General features: G+C 71.5%; 9 protein-coding genes. 3 read left to right on the forward strand and 6 right to left on the reverse strand.

Going from position 1 to position 21,747, the window contains the following annotated elements; genetic code table 11:
* Positions 1–20 precede the first annotated feature (20 nt).
* Positions 21–1,466: a glyceraldehyde-3-phosphate dehydrogenase gene (locus tag ACIHCL_RS10030; RefSeq protein ID WP_399859228.1), complete on the reverse strand. Its 1,446-nt coding sequence runs from the start codon at positions 1,464–1,466 to the stop codon at positions 21–23.
* A gap of 232 nt (positions 1,467–1,698) precedes the next feature.
* Between ACIHCL_RS10030 and ACIHCL_RS10035 the strand changes: the two genes are divergently transcribed.
* The 3 genes from ACIHCL_RS10035 to ACIHCL_RS10045 all read left to right on the forward strand — a co-directional run bounded on the left by ACIHCL_RS10035 (position 1,699) and on the right by ACIHCL_RS10045 (position 6,139).
* Entirely contained in the window at positions 1,699–2,865 is a 1,167-nt protein-coding gene (locus tag ACIHCL_RS10035) for a PP2C family protein-serine/threonine phosphatase (protein WP_399859231.1), read from the forward strand.
* Between the two features lie 335 nt (positions 2,866–3,200).
* Entirely contained in the window at positions 3,201–3,662 is a 462-nt protein-coding gene (locus ACIHCL_RS10040) for a hypothetical protein (RefSeq protein ID WP_399859234.1), read from the forward strand.
* 1,187 nt (positions 3,663–4,849) lie between these two features.
* Positions 4,850–6,139: a cytochrome P450 gene (locus ACIHCL_RS10045; protein ID WP_399859236.1), complete on the forward strand. Its 1,290-nt coding sequence runs from the start codon at positions 4,850–4,852 to the stop codon at positions 6,137–6,139.
* A gap of 183 nt (positions 6,140–6,322) precedes the next feature.
* Here ACIHCL_RS10045 and ACIHCL_RS10050 read toward each other — a convergent pair whose 3' ends face one another.
* From ACIHCL_RS10050 to ACIHCL_RS10070, 5 genes are all read right to left on the reverse strand, one after another.
* Positions 6,323–7,525 (reverse strand): cytochrome P450, encoded by a 1,203-nt coding sequence (locus ACIHCL_RS10050; protein ID WP_399859239.1) that lies wholly within the window; start codon positions 7,523–7,525, stop codon positions 6,323–6,325.
* Positions 7,526–7,688: 163 nt separating this feature from the next.
* Positions 7,689–8,744, reverse strand: a complete 1,056-nt coding sequence (locus tag ACIHCL_RS10055; RefSeq protein WP_399859242.1) for an MDR family NADP-dependent oxidoreductase — start codon at positions 8,742–8,744, stop codon at positions 7,689–7,691.
* The gene (locus ACIHCL_RS10060; protein WP_399859807.1) at positions 8,741–10,441 is read right to left on the reverse strand and encodes a phytoene desaturase family protein; all 1,701 of its coding nucleotides are present in this window, start codon (positions 10,439–10,441) and stop codon (positions 8,741–8,743) included. Before ACIHCL_RS10060 ends, ACIHCL_RS10055 begins: the two co-directional genes overlap by 4 nt.
* A gap of 44 nt (positions 10,442–10,485) precedes the next feature.
* Entirely contained in the window at positions 10,486–12,168 is a 1,683-nt protein-coding gene (locus ACIHCL_RS10065) for a phytoene desaturase family protein (RefSeq protein WP_399859244.1), read from the reverse strand.
* The gene (locus tag ACIHCL_RS10070) at positions 12,158–21,679 is read right to left on the reverse strand and encodes an amino acid adenylation domain-containing protein (RefSeq protein ID WP_399859247.1); all 9,522 of its coding nucleotides are present in this window, start codon (positions 21,677–21,679) and stop codon (positions 12,158–12,160) included. Before ACIHCL_RS10070 ends, ACIHCL_RS10065 begins: the two co-directional genes overlap by 11 nt.
* Between the last annotated feature and the right edge of the window lie 68 nt (positions 21,680–21,747).

The raw sequence follows: 21,747 nt of genomic DNA on the forward strand, positions 1-21,747 counted from the left end.
GGGGCGGGGCGGGACGGGGGTCAGACCGCCGGAGCCGGGTAGGTCGGGTACTCCACACCGGAGACGTACTGGACGACCCGGATGACCTGGCAGGAGTAGCCGAACTCGTTGTCGTACCAGAGGTAGAGGATCGCGTTGTCGCCGTCGGCCTTGGTCGCGCCGGCGTCGACGATCGAGGCGTGGCGCGAGCCGATGAAGTCGCTGGAGACCGCGTCGGGGGCCGTGATGAAGTCGATCTGGCGCTTGAGCGGGGAGGTCAGCGACACGTTGCGCAGGTAGTCGAGCACCTCTTCGCGACTGGTCTCGCGGCCGAGCCGCAGGCTCAGGATCGCGATCGAGACGTCCGGCACCGGGACGCGGATCGAGCTGCCGGTGATCGGCGCCTCGAGGTCGGGAAGCGCCTTGGCGACGGCCGAGGCGGCGCCGGTCTCAGTGATGACCATGTTGAGCGGCGCGGAACGGCCGCGACGGTCGGCCTTGTGGTAGTTGTCCAGCAGGTTCTGGTCGTTGGTGAACGAGTGGACGGTCTCCACGTGGCCGCGCAGCACGCCGTACTCGTCCGCCATCGCCTTCAGCGGCGGCACGATCGCGTTGGTGGTGCAGGAGGCGCAGGACAGGATCTGCTCGTCCTGCTTGATGGTGTCGTGGTTGACGCCGTGCACGATGTTGGGGACGTCGCCCTTGCCGGGAGCGGTCAGGACGACCTTGGCGATGCCGGGGCGCAGGTGCTGGGACAGGCCCTCGCGGTCGCGCCACTTGCCGGTGTTGTCGATGAGGATGGCGTCGTCGATGCCGTACGCCGTGTAGTCGAGCTCCGAGGGGTCGTTGGCGTAGATCACCTTGATCTCGTTGCCGTTGGCGACGATCGTGCTGGTCGCCTCGTCGACGGTGATGGTGCCGTTGAACTGGCCGTGGATGGAGTCGCGGCGCAGCAGCGAGGCGCGCTTGACGATGTCCTGGTCGCCTCCTCGGCGGACGACGATGGCGCGCAGCCGCAGGCCATTGCCGGAACCCGTCTTCTCGATGAGCAGTCGGGCGACGAGGCGGCCTATACGGCCGAAGCCGTAGAGGACGACGTCGCGCGGCTCACGGCGGCCGATCTTGTTCTCGCCCGTGGCGCCCGCGACGGCCTCGGCGGTGAACTCCGCCACGGACAAGCCGCGGTCGTCGTTCTTGTACGTCGCGGCGAGCATGCCGATGTCGATCTGGGAAGGGCCGAGATCGAGGGCCGTGAGTGCCTGGAGGAATGGCAGCGTCTCGGTGACCGAGAGCTCCTCGCCCGCGATCTGGCGGGCGAATCGGTGGGTCTTGAGGATGCTGACCACCGACTTGTTCACCAGGGAGCGGCTGTGGACCAGGACGGTGACGTCCTGCTCCCGCTGCAGCTTCCCGATGATCGGGATCATCGACTCCGCGATCTCCTCGCGGTTCATCCAGTTAGTGAACGAGTCATCGTTGACAGTCACAGATCTATCTTTCGAGCTAGGCGGCGCTCATATGCTAACCCGCTCGCATTCCGCTCCATCAGGGGGCCCTGCCCGGGTGGCACGCCGACGCCCGGGGCCCGGCCTCGGCACGGATCCCGCTCCCGGTTCGAGCCGCAGGTACGCGCTCCCACCCTCGGAAACGTCCGGCGACGAAGGAGGAGAGGCCCGACAGCGACATCAAAGAATGCCGTTATGCCAATAAAGTTCCTTTATGTCACATTCCGGTGGAGTGGGAGGCGGAGAGGCCGGGCGGTCGCGGCGGTGGCGCCTTCGCCTCGGCGCCCGGACGTGGGCCTGGTGGCTTCCGCTGCTGCTGATCGCTCTGGACGTGGCGGCGGACCTCGCGGCCCGCAGCCGCGAGCCGCTGAGCTTTCTGCTGGTCGGCGTCCCTCCGGTGGCGGCGACCACACGTACGCCCCGGCGCACCGCGGGGTTCGCCGCCCTGTGTCTGGCCCTGGAGATCTGGCTGGCCTCCCGGCGCCCGGGGCACATCGGGGAGCCGCATCATCTCGCCCTCTACCTCTCCACCGCCATGATCGGCCTCGTCGGCGCCTGGCTGGCCTGGCAGCGGCTCAGGGCCGAGGCGAACCTGGTCCGGGCGCGCTCGGTCGCCGAGGCCATGCAGTTGACCCTGCTGCGCCCGCTCCCGGAACGCCTCGGTCCGGTGAGGGCGGCGGGCTTCTACGAGGCGGGCGAGCGCGGCACGCTCGTCGGCGGCGACCTCTACGACCTGTGCGAGACCCGTTTCGGGGTACGGGTCGTCGTCGGGGACGTACGCGGGAAAGGGCTGGACGCGGTCGAGACGGTCGCCGCCGTTCTCGGGAGCTTCCGGGTCTGGGCCCACGAGTGGCCGGACCTGAGCCGTCTGGCGGAGCACCTGGAGCTCAGCATCGCCCGCAACTCCGGCCACCCGACCGGGGACGATGAGTTGTTCGTCACGGCCCTCCTGCTGGAGTTCCCGCCCGGCGGGGGGTCGGTGCGGATCGTGGATCGCGGGCATCCGGAACCGCTGCTGCTCACGGCGCACGGGACGCGACGGCTCCCCACCGTCCCGGCCCTGCCGCTGGGACTGGGCGAGCTGGGCGGGGAGAAGGCCGAGATCACCACGCACCCCTTGCGGACCGGCGAGGTCGTCCTGCTGTACACCGATGGCGTGAGCGAGGCACGGAACACGGAGGGCGAGCTCTACCCGCTGGCCGAGCGGCTGGCGGGCCGTTTCGGTGACGGCTGCGGAACTCCCGACCCCTCGGCTCTCGTGTCCTTCCTGAGGGCCGACACGGAGCAGTGGTCCACCGGGGCCGCCGATGACCGGGCCGCGATCGCCCTCGTCCTGTTGGAGGTCCCCGAGGCCGGACGCCCCGGCGGTGCCGCCCTCTGAGCGAAGGCACCACCGGGGCCGGGCCCGGCGAGGCTGCCCGGCGGTCCGCACCGACGGCCATCGACTCCGGTCGTCGCCCCGCGGCCAGCCGGTCGCTGGGCGCGGCGTGCACGGGTGGTGCATGCCCGGACGCGGTCGTACCGTCGACTGAGGAGACGGTTGCCGGCCTCCCCCGAAGAACCGGCCGAACGGGTCTGCGGGAGACGGCACGCCGTGCCCGATTGCAGCATCCGGCGCGTCCCAACCCGCACGATGCGCTCGTGCGGCGGGCGGCGCCGGCCCGTTACGGGCGGGCGGCGAGAGCCCTCGGCCCGAGGAGCGGTTGGGGAGGCGGCATGCGCGGAAAGGCATTCGGGAACGCGGTCGTGGTGTGTGCGGCCTCGGCGCTCGCGGTGGCGGCGGTGCCGACGGCCGCGTCCTCGGCACCGCCGGCGCACCCCTCCGCCCCACCCCCCTCGGTCCGCACGGTGGTCGTCGACTGCTTCTCGCAGCCGCGCGTGCGCCCCGACGACTTCCTGCTCGCCTGCGGTGACGGCAACAACCGCCTCGTCTCGCTGCGCTGGACCCGCTGGGACCGGGCGTCCGCCGAGGGCACCGGGCTCGACGCGGTGAACGACTGCCGGCCCTACTGCGCCGCGGGCACCTTCCACACGTATCCCGTCCGGGTGCGGCTCGACCGCCCGAAGAGCCTGCAGGGGCAACCCGGGCTCCAGCACTTCACCCGGCTGCGGCTCGACTACACCGACGGCACACCGGCGCAGACGCACCGGGTCGTGTACCACGCCCTCTGGGACTGACGTCCTCGGAAGCCGAAGGGCGCCGTCGGCACCGGTCCCGCAGCGGTCCTCCGGCTCGCCAGGGGCGCGTTCACCGGTTCGTCGGCGCCCGGCCGATCGGCCCCGATCGAGCGGCACCGCCCGCACGAGCGCGCCGGCGAACGCCCGAAGGCCACATCCCGCGCGGTGGCGAAGCGTGCGCCGCAAGCGGCCGGGGTGAGGCGGCACCGCGTCCCACCGCTCGCGCGACCGCTGTCGTCCCCAGGGCCGACCGTCTGGTGCTGCGGGTCGGGGCGCGGCCGTCTGCTCGGCGCGGCGGCGGGCCCGCCCGGATGGCCGTCCCCGGTGCCGTCGCCGACGGGACGCGCGTGCGTCCGGGCGGTCCGCCGCGTACACCGTGACGGCATGGCCGTCGACCGTGCTGCGGCGGCGTGGGACCGAGACGCTCGGCGACTCCCATCGACGGATCGTCGCCGTGCCGGACGAACGCGGTGAAACGGTCCTCGTCGAGGGGGCGAAGCCCCCGTCGGGGCATGCCCGCCCCGCCCCGGTGGCGTACCCGTTTCCCCCGTGCTCCGCCCGGAACGTCCGGCCCGACTCGGCTTGGTCGAACTCGTCCCGCACCAAAGGGCGCTTCGGCCGATGAGTTCGCCGTTCGGCCTGAGCGGGACCGCACGGAGGGCCGTGCCCCCGTTCGCCCCACTGGCGCTCGACCGCGGCGAGGCGCTCCAGCGCCTGCTGACGGAAACAGGCCCCGGCGAACCGGTCGACTCCCGGATCGGCGTGGAGTTCGACGAAGGCGTCGCCATCGAACGACGACGACGGGTCCGCAGCGGCAGTCGCCCGGTCTCGATCACGCCGGTGAGGACAGCCCTCCGAACCGGGCCGATCCGGTCAGTTTCCGGACCTGGCTCGCACCGTCGTCCGGCTCGTCGCGCCCGACCGCGCACGGGACAGCAGGACATCAGCGCGTACGTCGAGTCCGAGCTGCCGCCGGCACACCCGGCCCATATCGAACAGTGTCGAACAATCGTGATGCGCACTCACGCTACCGTGTGTCATCAGCGCTCTTACGGCTCGTACCCGGTGATGACGTGTCATCACCGGGCACGAGGCGTCGCAGCGCCGTTCCATGTCCGATCACGAGCCCGCTGCACGCCCTTCTCTCTCATCTCCGCGCCCCGGCGGTGCGGACCGCGCGACGACTTATGGAGAACACGTTGAGGACGAAGCTCCGTTCTCGTATCACTGCCCGGCTCGGGCGCACCTATCTGTCCAGGATCCAGAAGTACGGCCTCGGCTCCTCCACCATGCGCCTGCTGCCGGACGATCTCCTGGCGCTGTTGCGCAGGGACGGTCTGGACCCGGTGGACAGGCTGGCCGCTCTGCGCGCGACGGAACCCGTGCACAAGGTCTCGCTGCCGTTCGGGATGGACGCCTGGGTGGTCAGCGGATACGAGGAGTCGAAGGCGGTCCTCGGTTCGCCCGACGGCTTCAGCACCGATTTCGCCCATCTGGCCGTGAACGCCGGGGTCGCGGCGGAACAGAGCCCCGGCGGGCTGGGGTTCAGCGACCCGCCGGTGCACACACGCCTGCGCCGCATCCTGACCCCGGAGTTCACGATGCGACGCCTGCGTCGCCTCGCGCCCCGGATCGACGCCATCACCGCGGAGCGCCTGGACGCGATGGAGTCCCGGAGCGGCCCGGTCGACCTGGTCAAGGAGTTCGCACTGCCGATCCCCTCCCTCACCATCTGCGAACTGCTCGGGGTTCCCTACGAGGACCGCCACGACTTCCAGCAGTTGGCCATGGACCGCTTCGACCTCTTCGCCGGGACGACCGCGCCCTTCGGCGCCATGTCGGAGTCCCTGGCGTACTTCAGGGACGTGGTCCGCAAGCAGCGCCGGAAGCCCGGTGACGGGCTGCTCGGCATGATCGTGAAAGAGCACGGCGACGACATCGAGGACGAGGAGCTCGCCGGCCTCGCCGACGGCGTGCTCACCGGTGGGTTCGAGACGACCGCCAGCACGATCGCCCTGGGCTCTCTCGTACTGCTGCGGAACGAGGCCGTGTTCGAGCGGATACGGACGGACGACGAGGCGGCGTCGCCGTTCGTCGAGGAAGTGCTGCGGTACACCTCCGCGGTACAGATCGCCTTCCCCCGGTTCGCCCGCCGGGACATAGAGATAGCCGGGGTGGTCATCCCCCAGGGCGACATGGTGCTCTGCTCGCTGAGCGGCGCCAACCGCGACACGTCGTACGTGGGGGACGACGGACGTTTCGATCCGCACCGCAATCCCACCGCACATCTCGCCTTCGGCCACGGATTCCACCGTTGTGTCGGCGCCGAGCTGGCGCGCATGGAACTGCGCACCGCCTACCCGGCACTGGCCCGGAGGTTTCCCCGGATGCGGCTCGCCGTGGAGCCGCAGGACCTGTCCTTCCGCAAGCTGTCGATCGTGTACGGGGTCGAGTCGCTGCCGGTTCACCTGGGCTGAGCGCGCGTGCCGCCGAACGCACACCATCACGCCCGGCGGACCCGTTGTCGGCGAGCGCGCTTCGGGCGGTGCCCGAAGTCATCGTTCCGGATGCCGCCTTCCGGCCTTGCGGCGCCGCGGGCACGCCCTCCGGCCCGGCCTTCCGGTTCGCCCCGTGAGCGGCGGCGTCGCGGGAGAGCCCGGCTACCAGGTGACAGGGATGCGCCGAGGGCTGCGGGACGTGCTGTTCCGCCGCCACTCGATCTCGTCGGCCGGCCGGACGAGCCGGAGTCCGGGGAAACGCGCGGCGAGCCGGTGCAGGGAAAGCCGGAGTTCGAGCCGGGCCAGCCAGGCGCCGAGGCAGTAGTGGGGGCCGGCGCCGAACGCCAGGGTGGGCGCCTCCAGGGGGCGGAACAGATCGTCCGGTCGCCGGGCCGAGAACACGTCGGGGTCGCGGTTGGCCGCGCCGCAGTCTGCCAGCACCACCGATCCCTCCGGGATGACGATCCCGCCCACTTCGGTGTCCACCGCGGCGTGCCGTGCGGTCCCCCGGTCGTCTCCCAGTGGGATGAGATGCAGCAGCCGATCGGCGACCGTTCCGGCACCCTCCTCGTCGGCCCCGATCCGGGACCAGCAGTCCCGGCGCTCGCCGAGCAGGTAGAGCAGGGCGTTGCCGAGCATCGTCATGGTGCTGTCGTGTCCGCCCACCATGAGTCCGCACACGAGGTGGACCAGTTGGCTCTCGGGGATGTCGCCCTCGCTGTCGGCCGCGCGGACGAGCATGCTGGTCAGGTCCTCGCCGGGGGTCTCGCGCCGCTCTGCCAGGAGCGCCGCTCCGAACCCGGCGAACTCCGCCAGCGCCGGGGCCATGTCCTCATCCGCGTGGGACCCGTCGGAGAAGGCGTACCGGCTCCAGTGCCCCAGCCGCTCCCGCGCGGCGGCGCCGAGACCCATGAGCCGGCTGATCACCTCGACCGGGAGAGGCAGGGTGAAACCGGCGACCAGGTCCGCCGGAGACCCCCCGCCCGCGAGGGCGTCCAGACGCTGTTCCACGATCGAGGCGATCCAGGGGCGCCAGCGGGCGACCGCCCTCGGGGTGAACGCGCCGCGCAGGGTGCGGCGCAGACGCAGATGGTCCTCGCCGTCCTGGTTGAACATCAGGTCGGTGCTGGCGACGAGTCCGGCCTGACCGGTCAGGGGGGCGGCGTCGGATGTCCGGAGCCGTGCGCGTCCGAACCGGGGGTCGGTGAGGACCTTGCGCACATCGGCGTAGCGGGTCACGTGCCAGGCCCGGGTTCCGTCGGGCAGGGCGACGGGCCGGGGCGGGCCGGGCGGGTCGAATCCCAGACGGTGCAGCGGAAGCGTCGGTGGGCCGGTGGTGGCGTCGTTGTCGTCGGGACGGGGCACGGAGTCCTCCACGGATGCGGGTTCGGCGGACGGTGGGCGGGACGGGGCACGGGCGGACGGACGGTCGGGCGTGCGGGATGCGGTTCCGGGCGGTCCGCGGTCGCCGGGTTCGCGTTCCGGCCCGGGGCGGCCGGATGAGCGGACCGGCCCGGACGGCGGCCGGTCAGAGCTTCACCAGCACCTTGCCGCGGTGGGCCCCCGTCTCCTCGTAGAGGCTCCGGTAGGCATCCGGAATGTTCTCGAAGCCGTGGTGGACGGTGTGGCCGAAGCGGACCTCGCCCCGTCTGACCCGGCCCCCGAGTTCGTCGTGGAGTGCGCGCCAGTTCTGTTCCGTGAACCACTCCAGCGAGAAGATGCCCCGCACGCAGGTGCGCGGGAACATGATGTGCTGCAGCAGTCTGGGGCCGGTCGCCTCCCGGCCTACCTGGGTCGCCCACTGCCAGCACACCGCCACCTGGCTCCCCACGTTGAGCATGCTGAAGGCGGCGTCCGTGACGGCGCCTCCGAGGTTGTCGAAGTACTTGTCGATCCCGTCGGGCGCCACCCAGCCGAGGGCCTCGCGCACCGCCTCCCAGCTGTCCCCGTGGCGGTAGACGACGACCGCGTCGAACCCCAGCTCGTCCAGGTAGTCCGCCTTCTCGGGGGTCGATGTGGTACCCACCACGCGGGCGCCGGCGAGCTTGGCGAGCTGGCCGACCAGCGAACCGACCTGTCCGGAGGCGCCGCTGACCACGACGGTGTCCCCCGGGCGGACCGACATGAACTTGGTGAGGGTGCCCCAGGCCGTCATGCCGGGTCCGCCCATGATGCTCAGCGCGGTGGGGAGCGGGAGCTCGTCGTCGTACCAGTGGGGATCCAGGCGGCGGTAGGCGGGGAAGACCATCGGGAACGTTCCGGTCTGCCAGGGGGTCGCCGCGCCGTTGCTGACCAAGTGGGTGCGCCAGCCGCCGAAACCCTGCACCAGATCGCCGGGCCGGTGGGCGGCCAGCGGGCCGGCGTCCAGCACCTCCATGATCGAGTCGGCGCCCATGTGGGCGCCGAGCCGGGTGTCCAGGGCGATGCCGTGCAAGTAGGGGTCCACGGACACGTAGCGCGTCCTCAGCAGCATCTCGTCGGGGGCGAGGTCGGTGTCGAGGTGCTCCTCGACCATCTCGTAGACCCGGCCGACGTCGGGCACCCCCTCGATGTGCTCCCGCACGACCCACTTCCTGGTCCTCATCGCATTGCCTTTCTGTCGGCGAGGGGCGGACGGCCCTCCGGGCCGGCCGCGGCGTCCGGCCGCGGTCCCACCGGGATGACGCGATGGGTCGGAAGCGGCGCGCTGTCGTCGACGGAGGCGGTGAATCCCAGTCCGTCGTCCCGGCAGATGAACTGCATGACGTGCCGGCCCGCCGCCGCCGCCCGGATCAGGCCGCCGGTCGTCGCCCAGACACCGGACTGGTAGAAGTCGCGCAGTCCCGGAAGGCCGGGGCCGTGTTTCTTGATGAGCGTCTCCAGCGTCTCCCCGCTCTCCACGAAGGGCTGCCAGCCGAGCACCGTGCCGTCGTAGTTGCCGGTGTAGCGGACCTGGGTGAGCGGGCTCGACACGTCCCGGACGGCGATCGCGTCCCTGATCCCGGGGTGCCTCCGTTCCAGGAGCGTGATCAGTGCCTCCCGGGCCCGCCGCTTGGCTGCGTAGTAGCCGCGGCCGTGGCGGACCGGCAGGGTGTGCAGCTTCTGGCCGCCCCGGCTGCGGGTCACCTGCTCCGGTCCTTCGTCCAGGGCCCGCCAGGGCGCGATGTCGCAGAAGTAGGTGACGTAGGCGATGCTCGTGCCCGGGGGCGAGAGTTCCGGGTAGTGCCTGCTGCGGAACTGGACGTTGACGCTGGGATGGCGGATCCCGGTCAGCTCGGCGGCCACCTCCTCGTCGAGCAGGTAGGTCGTGCAGGGGTCGGCGTCGGGGAATGCGCGGCGCAGGCCGAGGAAGAGGATGAAGTAGCCGGGGAACACCATGCCGGGCTCGCGGATCGTGCGGGTGTAGAGCCGGCGGTAGGTGTCGTCGAGGTAGCGTCCGCCGAGCAGGTCCATGGTCGTGGTGCGGCCGTCGCAGGCCGAGACGACGATGTCGGCGTGCAGTTCCTCCCCGTCGCTGAGCCGCACCCCGACGGCCCGGTCGTCCTCGACCAGCACCTCCTCGACCTTGGCGTTGTAGGTGACTTCGCCGCCGAGAGCGCGGTAACGGCGCTCGATGGACTCGGCGAGGCCGAGCGACCCGCCCTCGGGGACGCCCGCGGAGAGGTTGGCGTGCGAGGCGAGCTGGAAGTGGAACGGCAGCACCGGGAAGGCCGGGTGCTTCTCGTACAGGATGAAGTTGAACGCCTCACGCAGCAGGGGGTCCTTGAACCTGGCCGAGAAGTCGGTCATGAGAACGCCGATGGACTTGCGCACGGCGTTGAAGTGGGGAATGAACCCGGCCAGCATGCGCCAGCGTTCCGGCGCCGACATCAACCCCACCGGCTTGAGGAACGGGTAGACGGCGAGGCATTTGCGAAAGGCGCGCAGTTGCTTGCAGAAGCCGCGGATCAGGGGCGCGTCGGCGGGCGAGAGCTCTGTCAGGTGGGCCTGGAGGCGGTCGGGGTCCGAGTAGAAGTACACGGCCCGGCCGCACCGGCCGCGGACCACGTTGAAGACGTCGAAATGCCGTATCTCCTTGCCCTGCAACGCGCCCAGTTCCAGCCAGATCTGGTGCATCTCGTTGCCGGGCCCGCTGCCGAGGAGCCAGCTGACACAGGGGTCCAGGGTGAAGTCGCCGCGGTCCCAGGCGGTGCAGCAGCCGCCCGGCAGTTCGTGCATCTCCAGGATGTGGGTGCGGTAGCCGTTCATCCGGGCGTAGCAGCCGGTGGACAGGCCGCCGAGCCCCGCGCCGATGATGATCATCGATTCTCGTCGGGAACGCGACACGCGCGTGCTCTCCTCGGTGTTCATGTGCGGGTGTCCCCGCGGGTGGACCATCGGTCGAGCTGGGGCAGCCGGCCCAGCTTCCCCGGATGCCAGGGCTCACCGCCCGGGCTCTCGTACGCGGTGAAGGGGCGTCCCAGCTCGTCGCAGAGGTACTGGACGACGAAGCGACCGCTCGACGCGGCGCGGATGAGACCGCCCAGGCCCACCCACTGCCCGGCCATGGAGAAGCCACGCAGGCCGGGCAGCCGCATCCGGTCCTTGCCGACCAGTTCGGCCGCGATGTCGTCGGCCTCGGAGAACGCCTTCCAGGCGAGGATCGATCCGTCGTGGTTGCCCGTGTAGCGGCGGGTCGTCGCCGGGGTGGCGATGTCGACGAGTTCGATGCGGTCGGCCGTGCCGGGCATCCGGCGTTCCAAGAAGCCCCGGACGAATGCGGCGACCTGGTGCTTCTGGGCACGGTACGCCTTGCGGTCGGCGGCGCGCAGTTCCTTCCAGTGGGCGAAGTCGCTGAAGTAGGTGCAGTGGACCACCGAGTGGCCGGGCGGGGCGAATCCGTCCGAGTAGCGGGAGCGCAACTGGACCACGAGACTGCTCTGGAGCGCCCCGGGCAGTCGGGCCGCGTCCTCCGGGGTGAGCAGGTAGGTGGTGCTGTGCGCCCGGTCGTCTCCCGGCTCACCTTTCAGCCCGACGAAGGCGGAGACCACGGCGGGGAAGAGGGTGCCCCGGCGATGCAGCAGGTCGTTGTACAGCTTGTCGATGCGGGGTCCGGTGTACCGGCCTTGGAGGAGGCCGTGGACGGTGGTGTGGCCGTCGCAGGCGGCGACGACGTGGTCGGCGTAGTACCGCCTGCCGTTGCGCAGTTCGACGCCGACGGCGCGTCCGTCCTCGACCAGGATCCTCTCGACCCGTGCCCGGTAGCCGATCTCGCCGCCCAGGCCCTTGTACCGCTCCTCGATCGACCGGGCCAGGCCCAGCGAGCCTCCCTGGGGGAAGCCCGCGTTGAGGTGGTGTGCGCTCGCCATGTTGAACAGGTAGGGCAGTACGGGGAAGCCCTCGGGGTCCTGGAAGAAGATGTTGCGGAACGCCCGGCGCAGCAGCGGGTCCTGGAACCGGTCGGCGCACTCGTGCATCGGGGTGGAGGCGGTTCGCCAGAAGAGGCGGAACGCGGGCAGGACGGTGCGCAGCGTCGCGGCTCTTTCGCGCAGGGTCCGCAAGGCGGGGGCGGTCAGGAACGGGTACAGCTCGATGGCGGTGAACCGCCGCAGGTCGCGGCAGAACGAGCGGATCGGGCGGGCGTCGGCGGGCGACAGTTCGAGCAGGTGCTTCTCCAGCCGGTCCGGGTCGTTGTAGAAGACCACGGACCGGCCGGTCTCGTCGACGACCCGGTTGAACATCTCGAAGTTGGTGATGGTCTTGCCGTCGAGTGCGCCCAGTTCCCGCCAGATCTGGTGGGCTTCGTTGCCTGCGGCCGTACCGATCAGCCATTCGATGCAGTAGTCGAAGATGTAGCCGTCGCGCGACCACGCGGTGCAGCAGCCGCCGGGCAGCACGTGCTTCTCGAAGATGCGCGACCTCATGCCGTTCATCTGCGCGTAGCACCCGGTGGACAGTCCGGCGACGCCGGCGCCGACGACGATGACCCGGGGCGCGCCGTCCGCCGCGCGCCCGTCGCGGCCCCATGCGTCCTCCGTGTCACCGGCCATGGCCGCCACCCTCCTGGAGGATGCCGCGCACGAGGTCGGCGTTGCGGGCCGCGTGCTTGGGGTCGAGCATGTCGGCGTGGATCCCGGAGCCGCGGAGCACGGTGGTGGCCGTGGTGGAGCTGCCGTGCCAGGTGCCGCGCGCGTCGGAGGAGTAGAGGGCGGTCTTCTCCTCGTCCGTGACGACGCCGACGGTCGCGGAGACCGTGCCGAGGTTCGGGTGGCGGCCGCAGAAGGCCAGGTACTCCGCGGCCTGGTCCAGGGTCTCTCGGGCGACGCTCTCCGATCCCGTGTGCTTGAGCAGGTGTCCGGCCAGTTCCGCCTCGAAGACCTCAAGGTGTTCGGGGCCGGGGACGTAGGGTTCGGTGACGCGGTGCGAGTCCAGGACGATCACGTGGGTGACCTCGCGTCCACGGGCTTCGAGTTCCTTGGCCACCTCGAAGGCGAGGTTGCCGCCGAGGGAGTAGCCGAGCAGCCGGACGCCCCCTTCCGGCTGCGTGGACTCGACGAGGTCGGCGTAGCGGGAGGTCTTGTCCTCGCCGGGGACGTAGTTGAAGGCGATCAGCCGGTGTTCGGGCAGGCGGGCGGCGAACGACCGGTAGACGAGCCCGTGGCCGCCGGCCGGCGGGAAGCAGAACAGCGTCCTCTCCCGGTCGGTGTTGAAGTCCAGACAGGGCAGATCGTCTTCGAGGCCGCCGGTGGCGAGCCGTTCCACCGTCGCGGCCATGCCCTGCAGGGTGGTGACCCGGTACAGCAGGCTGACGGGGATGCCCACGCCGAACTCCTGCCGGAGGCGGTGGATGAGTTCGATCAGTTTGATGGAGCTGCCGCCCGTCTCGAAGAACTCGTGGGCCGGACCGACCCGTTCGAGACCGAGCAGTTCTTTCCAGTGCCGGGCCATGCTCACCTCGAACGGTGTGCCGGGGGTCTTCTCCGGCTCCCCGGCGGTGTCGGGCCGGGGTTCGGGAAGGCCGGTGAGGTCGACCTTTCCGTTGGCGGTCAGCGGAAGTTCGGGCAGGACGACGAAGTGCGCGGGGATCATGTGGGTGGGCAGCAGGTCCGCGAGGTGCCGGCGCAGCGCGCGCCGGTCGAGTTCCGCTCCGGGCATCGGTACGCAGTACGCGCAGAGCAGGTCCTCCCCCCGCGCGTCGGCGCGCACGGTGACGACCGCGCGGGCCAGTTGGGGCCATCGGGCGAGGTGGGTCTCGATCTCGCCGGTCTCGATGCGGTGGCCGCGGAGTTTGATCTGCCCGTCCACGCGCCCGAGCAGGTGGACGACGCCGTCGGTGTCCCACCGTGCCGCGTCCCCGGTGCGGTAGAGGCGTACGGGGCCGGCGTCCGGTCCCCGGTCGAGGGTTCGGGTCACGAAGCGTTCCGCCGTCTGCCGGGGGTCGCCGACGTAGCCGAGGGCGACGCCTTCGCCGCCGATCCACAGCTCGCCGGGGACGCCGGGGGGCACCGGTTCGCCGTGGCGGTCGAGGACGTGGAGCGTGCTGTTGCGCAGGGGGCGTCCGATGGGCACGGTCCGGCCGGGTTCGAGGCCGCCCGCGGGGCCTTCGTAGAAGGCGCTGTCGATGGTGGCCTCGGTGAGCCCGTAGGAGTTGATCAGGCGGGTGTGCGGGCCGCACAGGTCGCGCAGCCGCCGGTACTCCCCCACCTTCCAGGAGTCGGAGCCGACGACCAGCAGACGCATGAAGTCGATTCGGTGGCCCTCGCGTTCGCAGTGGTCCATGAGTCCGCGCACGACGGCGGGGACGAACTCGGCGCAGTCGACGTGTTCCTCGCGCATGGTGCGGTAGAGGCGCTCGGTGTCGAAGAGGAGGTCGCGGTCGACGAGGACGAGGGTGCCGCCCGAGCACAGCGCGCGGACCAGGTCCCCGGTGAAGACGTCGAACGAGGGGGCGGCCATCTGGAGGTGCACGCGCACGTCCCGGTCGAGCCGGTACGCGTCGAGCCACGCCCGGTATGCGGAGGCGAGGCTGCGGTGGCTGACCTGCACGGCCTTGGGCAGCCCGGTCGAGCCGGAGGTGTGGATGACGTAGGCGGGCGCGTCGAGGTCCACCGGATGGGCGGCGCCGGGCGCGGACTCCTGCGGCGCGGGCGGTGCCTCGTACAGTTCGCGCAGGGTCAGGGTCCTGGCCGGGAGTCCCGCGAACCGGTTGCGGGCGGTGTCGTCCGCGACGACGGCGAGGGCGGCCCCCGCGGTCCGCAGGGTTCCGGCGATGCGGTCCGCGGGGTGGTCGGGCGGGAGCGGGAGGTAGGAGGCGCCGGTCTTGAGCACCGCGAGAAGCGCCACGACGAGGTCGGGCGACTTGTCGAGGCACAGCGCCACGGTCGTGCCTTCCCCGGCCCCGTTCTCCCGCAGCCGTGACGCCAGCCGGTCGGAACGGAGTGCCAGTTCCGCGTAGGTCAGCCGACGGGCCTGCCCGTGACGTGCGGGTACGGTGACGGCGACCGCGCCGGGGCACCGGTCGGCGGCCTCACCGATCAGTTCGTGCACCGGCCGGATCGCGCTGGTCCCGCTCTCCCCCGCTTGCGATGGCGTGGGGAGGCGGTCGGCGCCGCTCCACTCGCCGACCAGCCGCTCGCGTTCCCGGGCGCCGAGCATGTCCAGCCGGGTGACGGGGTGTTCGGCCGCCGCCCGGGTCATGCTGTCGACGAGCTTCGTGTAGTGCGACGCCATCCGCCGCACCGTCTCCGCCTCGAACAGGTCGGTGTTGTACTTGAGGACGCAGTGGAACCGGTGATCCGCCTCGTCCTCGTAGACGGACAGGGTGACCTCGAACTGCCCTTCTTCCTCGGGAAGTTCGATGTAGTCGAGCCGGTAGCCGTACTTCTCGGTGGCGACCTTGTGTGTCAGCAGGATGAACATGGCCTGGAACACGGCGGAGCGGCTGGGGTCGTGCTGGAGCCCGAGTTCGTCGACCAGCAGGACGAACGGATACTCCTGGTTGTCCAGGCCGCCCAGCACGGCGGTGCGGACCTGTTGCAGCAGTCCGGCGACCGACGGATCGCCGGACAGGTCCGCGTGCAGCGGCAGCGGGTTGACGAAGTAGCCGTAGACGGAGGCGAACTCCTGCTCGGTCCGACCGGTGACCGGGCTGCCCACGATGACGTGGTCCTGTCCGGAGTAGCGCTGGAGCAGCACGTAGTAGGCACCGAGCAGCACCATGAACGGGGTCACGTCGTGCCGGCGGGCCAGGGCGTGCACGCGGGCGGTGAGCGCCGTGTCCAGGACGAAGAACTCCGAGGCGCCGTTGTGGGTCTGGACGGCGGGGCGGGGCCGGTCGGTGGGCAGTTCCAGGACCGGCGCCTCCTGCGGCAGGTGCGCTCGCCAGTAGTCGAGCATGCGCTGCGCGGCGGGCCCGGCCAGGAACCGGTTCTGTGCGTTGAGGAAGTCCAGGTAGCGGGCGGTGACCGGGGGCAGCGAGGGCACCCGGCCCTGGCGCAGCCCTTCGTACACCGCGAGGAGTTCCTCGATGAAGGTGAACGTCGAGATCGCGTCGGAGATGATGTGGTGGACCGCCTTCATGATCACCCAGCGTTCGGGGCCGCGCTTGAAGAGGCGGAAGCGGAACAGCGAGTCGTGTTCGAGGTCGTACGGTTTGCGGTATTCGGCCACGATCGTGCTGTGGATGTCCTCCCACTCCAGGTCCTGCACGTCGAACAGGGCGAGGTCCGGGCTCCCCTCGGGCGAGACCTGCTGCATGGGCACGCCGTCCACCGTGAGGAAGTTGGTCCGCAGCGCGGGGTGGCGGGCGACGAGGTGACGGACGGCCTCGAACATCAGGTCCGGTTCGAGGACGGCCCGGACCTCGACGGCGCCGCCGATGTTGTACGCGTAGCCCTCGGGATTGAGCTGGCGGAGGAACCACAGGGCCTTCTGGTTCTGCGTCAGCGGGTGGCGGAACTCATCGTCGAACACCTCTACGGCCGCACTGCCCCCGCCCCCGTCCTCCGGCGCCACCGTTTCGGCGAGGCCGTCGTGGAGTTGTGCGACCAGTTCGCCGACCGTCGTGCCGCTGAGCAGCGCCACCACGGGCGGGGCCACGCCGAGTTCGGCGCCGAGCCGGGCACGGAGCTCCATCGCCAGGAGCGAGTCGAGACCCAGCGCGTTGAGGCCCGACTGCGGGTCGATCTGCTCGGGCCCCACCCGGAGCACCGCGGCGGCGACCGCGGTGAACCGGCTGGTCACCAACGCCAGGCGTCCGGCCGCATCCGCCTCGCGGAAGGTGTCGAGGAGGCCGTCGCCCGCCCCCGACTCGGCCCTGTCCGCGCGGGCGCCCGCGGCCAGTTCCGCCACCAGTGCGGGGGGTGAGGCGTACCAGTCCAGGAACACCGGCCAGTCGACGACGGTCGCGACGAGCAGTTGTGCCCGGTCCTGGCCGATGACCCGCTCCAGGACGGCCATGCCGGCCTCCGGTGAGAGCGAACTCATCCCGCGGCTGTGGAGGTAGTGGCCGACGAGCCCCAGCTCCTCGATCATGCCGGTGGCCCACGGTCCCCAGTCCACGCTCAGGGCGGGCAGGCCGAGTGCCCTGCGGTGGTGGGCCAGTGCGTCCAGGAAGGCGTTTCCGGCGGCGTAGTTGGTCTGGCCGGCGGTGGTCAGCAGGGAGGCGACGGAGGCGAACAGGACGAAGTGGTCCAGGGGTTCGTCCCGCAGGTGGCGGTGGAGCAGGAAGGCGCCGACGGCCTTGGGGTCGTGGGCGTCGGTGAACGTGCGGTGGTCCATGTCCGCGACGAGGGTGTCGCGGACCTGCCCGGCCAGGTGGAACACCCCGCGGACCGGCAGCGGGTCGGCGCGCCGGTGGCCGTCGAGCCAGGTGGTGAACGCGGCCTCGTCGGTGATGTCGAGCGGTGCCAGGACGACGCGTGCGCCGAGGGCCTCCAGTTCCTTGACGAAGGCGGCGGAGCGGCCCTCGGCGGTGTCGGGTTCGAGGTCCCGCCAGGCGGTGCGTTCCGGCAGCGTGGTGCGTCCGATGAGGATGAGGCCGCGCGCCCCGCGTCGCACCAGGGTCCGGCACAGCAGTCGGCCGAGTGCTCCGAAGGCTCCGGTGACCAGGTAGTTCGCATCGGCGCGCAGACTCAGCGGCAACGGGCGGGTCAGGCCATCGGCCCGCCGTGCCCGGCTGGTGAGGCGGCGGGGGCCGCGCAGGGCGATCTCCTCCTCGTCGTCGGTGAGCATCTCCCTGAGGAGGGCCGCGGCCTCGGTCCGGGCGTCCCCGCCCTCCCGCGGACGGGGGTCCAGGTCGATCAGCTTGCCGGGGTGGGTGAGCAGCTCCTGGTGCCGGAGCACCCGGCCGACGCCCCATGCGGGCGCGCCCAGCGGCTCGACCGCCTCGCCGGGTTCGACGTGTTGAGCGCCGCGGGTCACGATGTGCAGCCGTCCGCCGCCCTCGCGGCGCAGCAGTATCCGGGCGAGCGTGATCAGGGAGTAGGCGCCGGTGTCGCGGTGGTGTGCGAGGTGCGGCCGTGTCACGTCGGCGAGGCGCGGCAGGTCGAGGTTCCACAGGTGCACGACGGTGCCGGGGTACGGGGTCGCGCCGCCGCGTCCGTCCGCGGCGTCCGCTCCGGTCCGGCCGCCGCTCTCGCCGTCCTCGGCCTCGTCCAGGTCGGCGAGGAGCCGCTCCAGGTCCTCTTCGGAGCCGGGGGCGACGGTGAACTCCCTTCCGTCGTCCGCTCTCCGGTACGACTCCCCCGGGCGTACGAGGTGGCATCGTTCGCCGCGCGCGGTGAGGAGGGCGCCGAGGGCGTCGCCGACTCCGCGGCTGTCGGCGAACACCAGCCAGCCGGCCCCGGTGGCGGGGACCGCACCGGCCCTCTCCTCGTCCGCGTCCCCGTGCGTGTTCGCGGTCCCGTGCCCGGCCGGGCTCCCGTTCGTGCTCTCCGTCCCGTCGGTGTGGGGCCGGTCGGTCCAGACGGTCTCGGCGAGCCAGGAGTCGATGGTGCCGAGGCCGACCGCGGTCGATGCCTTCTCCACGTCGGCCGCGCGGAACCCCTCGATGCGCCCGAGCGGTTCGCCGTCGTCCGCGTAGAGGGCGATGTCTCCGACGATTTCCTCGGCGTCCTCGCGGGTCACCGTGGCGTGCGCCCAGAAGGGCCGGTCCCCGACCGGGGCGAGGCGGACCTCGTCGATCGACAGCGGCAGCCGGATGCCGGAGCCCTGACGGTCGGCGCCGTCGCCGGGGAGCCGCGTCGTCAGCAGCGCCTGGAAGCATCCGTCGAGCAGCACGGGGTGGATGTGGTGCCGTGCCGCGTCGTCGCCGATCACCGCGGGCGGGCGGAGCCGGGCGAGGACCTCGCCGTGGCCGATCCGCACTTCCTCGACGGCGCGGAACGCGGGACCGTAGTGGTACCCGAGGGCCGCGAGCCCGGCGTAGCAGCCCTCGCCGTCCAGCCGGCGCGGCATCCGTGCGCCGACGGCTTCGATGTCGACCGGGGGGCCGGGCGGGCGGGGCTGCCCGGAGCGTACGACTCCGCTCGCGTGCACCGCGCGGGCGTTCTCGTCCTCTCCCGCCGAGGCGATCGTGAACGCGGCGTTCCGCGGCGAGAGCGTCAGGCGTACGGCCCGCTCCTCGCCCCCGGGCAGGAAGAGCGCCTTGCGGAGTTCGATGTCCGTGAGCACGGCGTGTGTGCCGCCGGTCAGGGCGCGGACGGCCTGGATGGCCATCTCCAGATAGCCCGCCGCCGGGAAGACGGCGGTGGACTGGATGCGGTGGTCGTCGAGGTAGGGCAGCCGCTCGGTGTCCAGCGCGGCGTGCCAGGTCGGTTCGGGGTGTGTGGTGCGGCGGCCCAGCAGCGGATGGTCGGCGTGGCCGAGGCGGACCCGTGCGACGGGGGCCGGCTCCGTCCAGTAGCGGTCGCGCTTCCACGGGTAGCGGGGCAGGGTCACGGGAGTGCCCGCGGGGTGCAGGGCGTCCCAGGCGATGCGGATGCCGAGGGTGTGCAACTGCGCCAGCGAGGCGGCGAAGCGCTCCGGCTCGTTCTCCCGGCGGCGGATCGAGGGAAGGGTGCGTGCGGTGGTTCCCCGGCCGTGGAGGCATTCGCGGATGGAGTGGCCCAGCACCGGGTGGGGACCGATTTCCAGGAACAGACCGTAGCCGTCGTCGGCGAGCCGGTCCACGGCCGAGCGGAAGCGGACACGGTCGCGGACGTTCTTCCACCAGTACCCGGCGTCCAGTTCGGTGCCGTGTGCCGTGCCGTCCTGGCCGGTGAGGTACAGCGGAACGGTCGCCGGGCGCGGTTCGATCCCGGCCAGGGAGGCGAGCAGTTCGTCCTTGATCACCTCCATCCCCGCGCTGTGGTAGGGCACCTGTACGGTCAGGAACCTGGCGAAGACCTGCTCCGCCCGCAGTTCCTCCGCCAGTTCGGCGAGGGCGTCGTGTTCCCCGGCCAGGGTGACGGCCGAGGGGCTGTTGACCGCGGCCACGGACACCCGGTCCCCGTAGACGGCCGCCCGGGTCTGCGCCTCCTTCTCGGGAAGGCTCACGGCGAGCATGGTGCCGGTGCCGGTCAGCAGTTGCTGGAGCCGGCTGCGGTGGACGACGATCCGCACCGCGTCGTCCAGGGTGTAGACACCCGCCTCGTAGAAGGCGGCGATCTCGCCGGTGCTGTGACCGACCATGGCGTCGGGCCGCACGCCGTACCGGCGCCACATTGCCGCGAGCCCGATCTGGAGGGCGAAGTTGGCCGGCTGGGCCAGCCAGGTCTCGGCCATGCGTGAATCGGCCTCGTCGGCCGTCATCTCCTCGATCAGTGACCAGCCGGCGAGTTCGCGGACCGCGCGGTCGCAGCGGGTGACGGCCTCCCGGAACGCCTCGTCGCTCTGGAGCAGTTGGCGTCCCATGCCCCACCATTGGGGGCCCATTCCGGTGAAGACCCAGACCAGGCCGCACTGTTCGGCGTCGAGACGTCTGCCCTGGACGACCCGGGGATGGGGTTCGCCGCCGAGGAAGGCCGCGAGCCCCTCGTCCAGCTCGTCCGGTGAGGAGTAGACGACGCCGAGCCGGGTTTCGAGGTGCTGGCGCCGGGCGAGGGTGTACGCGAGATCGGGCAGCGACGCCGCCGGGCCTCGGGTGCCCGCCAGCTCGCGACGGATGCCCGCGGCCACGTCCGGCAGGGTGTCCGCGGTCTTCGCGCTGAGCGGGAGGATGTTCCAGGCGCGCTCCTCGCGCGCGGTGGGCGGGGCTTCCCGTTCGGGTGCCTCCTCCAGGACGACGTGCGCGTTGGTGCCGCCGAACCCGAAGGAGTTCACTCCGGCGCGTGCGGGGCCCTCGTGCGCGGGCCAGTCGGCCGGTTCGGTGGGGATACGGTACGGCGCGGAGGCGGCGTCCACGGCCGGGTTGATCCGTTCCAGGTTGATGTGGGGCGGGATCCGGCGGTGCTTGAGGCAGAGCACGGCCTTGATGAGCCCGGCGACGCCCGCGGCGGATTCGGTGTGCCCGATGTTGGTCTTGACCGACCCCACGTAGCACGCGTCACCCGGTCTGCGGCCCTCGGCCAGTGCCCGGCTCAGCGCGTTCGCCTCGATCGGGTCGCCGACCGGTGTCGAGGTGCCGTGCGCCTCCACGTACTGGAGGTCTCCGGGCGTGATGCCGGCTCCGGCGCAGACGCTCCGGATGAGCCGGACCTGGGCATCCGCGCTGGGCACGGTGATGCCGTTGGTGCGCCCGTCCTGGTTGACGCCCGTGCCGAGGATCACCGCGTGGACGGGATCGCCGTCCCGCAGGGCGTCGTCGAGGCGCTTGAGGGCGACCATGCCGACGCCCTCCGCGCGTACGTAGCCGTCGGCGGCCGCGTCGAACGTGCGGGAGCGGCCGCCGGAGGACAGGAACCCGCCCTTGGTCTCGGCGATGGTGTACTGGGGCGCCATGTGCAGCAGGACCCCGCCGGCCAGCGCGAGGTCGGTCTCACGGTGGTGCAGGCTCCGGCAGGCGAGGTGCACCGCGACCAGGGAGGAACTGCACGCCGTGTCGATCGACAGGCTGGGCCCCCGGAAGTCGAAGCAGTACGAGAGCCGGTTGGAGACCATCGTCATCATGGTGCCGGTGGCGGTGTGCGCGGCCAGCGAGCCGAAGTCCAGGTCGGAGAACTGGAGGATCTTGTAGTCGAGCGTGAACGCGCCGACGAAGACGGCCGTGTTGCTCCCGGCCAGCTCCGAGGGCCGCTGACCGCCGTCCTCCAGTGCCTCCCAGGCCACCTCCAGCAGCTTGCGCTGCTGCGGGTCCATGTGGTCGGCCTCGCGCGGGCTGATGCCGAAGAACCCGGGGTCGAACTCGTCGAATCCGTCGATGTATCCGCCCCGGCCGCCGACGAGGCGTCCGGGCTTGTCCTTGTGCCTGCTGGCCAGCGTCGTGACGTCGTAGCGGTCGGCCGGCGTCGGTGTGATGCAGTCCTTGCCCTCCATGAGGTTCTGCCAGTACGTGCGGTGGTCGGACGCACCGCCTGGGAGTCGGCAGCCCATGCCGATGATCGCTACTTTGTCGCGCACAGAGGAACTGTTCACGTCGGGCAAGGTCGTACTCCTCAAGTCGTGACGCCGGGCACGGCAGGGATCGGGAGGGCTGTCCGGGTGTCCGAGAG

The sequence above is a fragment of the Streptomyces sp. NPDC052042 genome, assembly GCF_044548345.1.
Taxonomy (GTDB): Bacteria; Actinomycetota; Actinomycetes; order Streptomycetales; family Streptomycetaceae; genus Streptomyces.

What these genes read in the sequence shown, in the direction of transcription:
- ACIHCL_RS10065 (WP_399859244.1), bottom strand. Translation starts at nt 12,168, where the DNA reads ATGGCCGGTGACACGGAGGACGCATGGGGCCGCGACGGGCGCGCGGCG.
- ACIHCL_RS10040 (WP_399859234.1), top strand. Translation starts at nt 3,201, where the DNA reads ATGCGCGGAAAGGCATTCGGGAACGCGGTCGTGGTGTGTGCGGCCTCG.
- ACIHCL_RS10060 (WP_399859807.1), bottom strand. Translation starts at nt 10,441, where the DNA reads ATGATCATCATCGGCGCGGGGCTCGGCGGCCTGTCCACCGGCTGCTAC.
- ACIHCL_RS10055 (WP_399859242.1), bottom strand. Translation starts at nt 8,744, where the DNA reads ATGAGGACCAGGAAGTGGGTCGTGCGGGAGCACATCGAGGGGGTGCCC.
- ACIHCL_RS10035 (WP_399859231.1), top strand. Translation starts at nt 1,699, where the DNA reads ATGTCACATTCCGGTGGAGTGGGAGGCGGAGAGGCCGGGCGGTCGCGG.
- ACIHCL_RS10045 (WP_399859236.1), top strand. Translation starts at nt 4,850, where the DNA reads ATGGAGAACACGTTGAGGACGAAGCTCCGTTCTCGTATCACTGCCCGG.